Raw genomic sequence first — 3,742 nt, 5'->3', positions numbered from 1 at the left:
GTCCGCGGCGCGGACGTCCGCGCGAGGGGCGGACGCCCCCGAACTCGCCGAAGCCGCCGAAGTCGGGGCGCGGCGGCCGGGGGTGCGGGCCGCCGCGGACGCCTTGCGGGGCACCGCCGTGGCGGGGACGGAAGGTGCTGGCGATGAAGCCGTCGGGGCCGAAGGAATCACGGTCGGGGTGCTGTTCACGGGGGTTCATGGGTATCTCCTGGGAAGGGGGCGAAGCGGACTGGTCGTCAACGCCTCGGCGATGTGTAGATGATGCAATAACGATATATCGTAAATCGGTCGATGGCAAGAGGTGGTCTGCCGAAGGGCGCACTGGGGGTACCTCCCGCTTGCGGGGAACAACGACCGCGAGCGCCTAGCCGATCCCGTTCAGCGGTCGAAGCCGAGGACGGTGCCGCCCTCGCTGTCACCGCTGTCCTGCGCGGGCACGGTGAGCGACGGATCGTCCTCGTCGCCCCAACCGTGATCGAGCGGATCCACATCGGGGAAGTGCCCCAGATAGGCCATCGCCGCGTCGTGCAGGCGCCCGTTGGTGGCGAGGGCATTGGCACCCCACGGGCCGTCCTGTCCGGCCAGCGAGGTGAAGCGCCCGCCGGCTTCGCGCACGATGACATCGAGCGCGGCCATGTCCCACACGTTGAGTTCCGGTTCGGCGGCGATGTCGACCGCACCCTCGGCCACGAGCATGTACGACCAGAAGTCGCCGTAGCCGCGGGTGCGCCAGCATTGACGGGTCAGGGCGGCGAAAGCCTGCTCCTTGCCGATGTCCTCCCAGCTCTCGACCGAGCTGAACGACAGCGACGCGGCGGTGAGGTCCGCGACGCGCGAGACCTGGATCTGCCGGGCGTTCATCGCGGACTTTCCGGTGAACGCGCCGCCGCCGCTGTGCGCCCACCAGCGGCGCCCGAGCGCGGGGGCCGACACCAGGCCGACGACGATCTCGCCGTCGTCCTCCAAGGCGATGAGCGTGGCCCACACCGGCACGCCGCGGACGAAGTTCGAGGTGCCGTCGATGGGATCGACGATCCAGCGGCGCGCCGACGCCACGGAGCCGTCCTGTTGACCGCTCTCCTCGCCGAAGAATGCATCGCGCGTGCGGGCGGTCTTCAGGGTGCGGCGCACCGCCTCCTCGACCGCCCGGTCGGATTCGGTCACCCAGGTCATGTCCGGTTTGGTCGAGACCTCGAGGTCGATCGCCCCGAAACGATCCATAGACAGGTTGTCGGCGGCGTCGGCCAGGACGTGAGCGAGGCGCAGATCGTCGGCGTAAGAGTGTGCCATGGTGACACCGTAGTGGTTCAGAGTTGCCCGCGGCTGTCCATGATGCGCCGAAAGGATGCGAGTCGCTCTGGCGCGAGCTGTCCGCCTTGCGCAGCGGCATCGAGCGCGCATTCGGCCGCGCCGCCGGAATGCGAGCAGCCGCGGGGGCAATCGGCGGTCAGCGCGTGCAGGTCGGCGAAGGCCCGCACGATGTCGTCGATCTCGACGTGGGCGAGTCCGAAGGAGCGGAAACCCGGTGTGTCGACGATATGCCCGGCTCCGCCCGGCAGGTCGAGGACGACCGCGCTGGTCGAGGTGTGCCGCCCCCGCCCGGTGACGGCGTTGACGTGGCTGGTCGTGCGGTCGGCATCGGGGACGAGGTGGTTGACGAGCGTCGACTTGCCGACGCCGCTGTGGCCGACGAGGACGCTCGTGCGCCCGGCGAGGGCGTCGCGCACGGGGTCGAGGTCGGTCTCAGGATTGATGACGAGGACCGGCACGTCTAACGGTGCCAGGGCCTCGATCATCGCGTCGGCCGGGGCGAGGTCGGCCTTGGTGAGGATGACCAGCGGGTCCATGCCGGCGTCGTAGGCGGCGACCAGGCAGCGGTCGATCAGCGCCGGGCGCGGAGGCGGGTCGGCGAGCGCGGCCACCACGACGAGCTGGTCGGCGTTGGCGACGACGATCCGTTCGATGGGATCGTCGTCGTCGGCCGTGCGCCGCAGGACCGTTGTTCGCGGCGCGACCTCGGCGATCCGCGCGAGGGTGCCCCCGGCGCCCGAGACATCGCCGTCGAGCCGGACGAGGTCGCCGACGACGACCCCCCGGATACTGCGGGCCTTCACGGCAGTCACGGTGACCTCGTCGGCGCGCACCGTGTACCGGCCGCGGTCGACGGTGACGACCCGCCCGAGCGGCAGTGCCGAATAGTCCGGGCGCTCCTTGGTGCGCGGCCGGGTGCGCCGCTTCGGGCGCTCGTACTGCGCGTGCTCGTCGTAGCGGCTCACCGGCCCACCAGCGGACTCATGCGCCGACCAGTCGCTCCCACACCGGGGCGAAGTTCGGGTACGTCTTGACCGTGGTGACGACGTTCTCCACGAACACGTCCGGCACCCGCAGCGCCAGGACCACGGCGGCGTGGGCCATGCGGTGATCGTGATAGGTGCGGAACACGTCGCCGTGGAGGGGTCGCGGCCGGATCTCCAGGCCGTCGTCGAGTTCGTCGACCTCGCCGCCGAGCCGGCGGAACTCCGTGGCGATGGCGGCGAGCCGGTCGGTCTCGTGGCCGCGCAGGTGGGCGATGCCGGTCAGCCGCGAGGGCGTCTCGGCCAGCGCGGCAACGGCGGCGACGACCGGTGCCAGCTCGCCGATGGCGCTCATATCCAGCTCGATGCCGGTGAGGGTCTTCGGCCCGGACACCACCAGGTCGCTGCCGTCGAACTCGGCGCTGCCGCCGAAGGCCGCCGCGAGGTCGCGCCACGTGTCGCCGGCCTGATCGGTCGAGGTGGGCCAGTTGCGGATGCGGACTTCGCCGCCGGTCACGAGGGCTGCGGCCACGAAGACGCCCGCGTTGGACAGGTCGGGCTCGATCTCGGTGTCGAGCGCGGCGACCGGTCCGGGGGCGACCTGCCACCGCGTGCCGGCCTGCTCGATGTTCACGCCGCGTGCCCGCAACTGCTCGACGGTCATGGTGATGTGCGGGGTCGAGGGGAGCGTGGGGCCGACGTGGGTCAGGTCGAGGCCGTGCGCGAAGCGCGGTGCCGCCAGAAGTAGGGCGGACACGAACTGGCTCGATGCTGAGGCGTCGATCTGTGCCGCGCCCCCGTCGACGGTGCTGCGGCCGTGGACCGTAAACGGCAGCGAGCCACGGCCGCCGTCGTCGATGTCGACCCCGAGTGCGCGCAGGGACGAGATGGTCACGTCCATCGGACGCTGCCGGGCACGCTCGTCGCCGTCGAAGGTGACCGGCGCGCCGCCGAGGGCCGCCAGCGGGGGCACGAAGCGCATGACCGTCCCGGCCAGGCCGCAGTCGAGCGACACCGGTTCGGCGGGCGCGCCGCCCGGCGCGATCGGATGGACGGTCCAGTCGATGCCGTCGCGCTCGACCCGGGCACCGAGCGCGGTGAGGGCGTCGATCATGAGGTTCGTGTCGCGCGAACCCAGGGCACGGGTGAGGATCGACGGCCCCTCGGCCACGGCGGCGAGCACCAGCGCGCGATTGGTGAGCGACTTGGACCCCGGCACGATGATCTGGCCGACGACAGGTGTGGCGGGTGTCGGAGCCAGCCAGGGCAGCGGTTCACTCATCGCCGTTCAGCCTAGCGGCGTCCGCCCTCTCGAGGATCGGCGGCTTCGAGGTTCGCTTCGCTTCGCACCTTAGGGAAGTGCTGATCTTTGCGGCGACCCGGCTCGGCGGGTGGCCTGGCGGCTGGGATCGCGAAATCATGGGGTCGTGGACAGCGACCAGCCCTCC

The 3,742-nt window shown here is 71.3% G+C and carries 4 protein-coding genes; all 4 read right to left on the bottom strand.

Features of this window, described 5'->3' with window-relative positions; translation table 11 throughout:
• The coding region (locus tag QM597_RS00400) for a hypothetical protein (protein ID WP_415002900.1) at positions 1 to 199 on the bottom strand (199 nt) is incomplete at its 3' end.
• A gap of 179 nt (positions 200 to 378) precedes the next feature.
• On the bottom strand, positions 379 to 1,290 hold the full coding sequence (gene hisN / locus QM597_RS00395; protein WP_415002899.1) for a histidinol-phosphatase: 912 nt from the start codon (positions 1,288 to 1,290) through the stop codon (positions 379 to 381).
• A 17-nt stretch (positions 1,291 to 1,307) separates the two neighbouring features.
• Positions 1,308 to 2,276, bottom strand: a complete 969-nt coding sequence (gene rsgA / locus QM597_RS00390) for a ribosome small subunit-dependent GTPase A (protein ID WP_415002898.1) — start codon at positions 2,274 to 2,276, stop codon at positions 1,308 to 1,310.
• A 16-nt stretch (positions 2,277 to 2,292) separates the two neighbouring features.
• Positions 2,293 to 3,576 carry a 3-phosphoshikimate 1-carboxyvinyltransferase gene (gene aroA / locus QM597_RS00385; protein ID WP_415002897.1) on the bottom strand — a complete coding sequence of 428 codons (1,284 nt, stop codon included), beginning with the start codon at positions 3,574 to 3,576 and terminating at the stop codon, positions 2,293 to 2,295.
• Positions 3,577 to 3,742: the final 166 nt, after the last annotated feature.

The sequence above is a fragment of the Aeromicrobium sp. genome (genome assembly GCF_047607065.1).
In the GTDB taxonomy this organism is placed as follows: domain Bacteria; phylum Actinomycetota; class Actinomycetes; order Propionibacteriales; family Nocardioidaceae; genus Aeromicrobium.
Note: the sequence above shows the minus strand (reverse complement) of the source record. Positions and strands in the feature narration are given on the sequence as shown.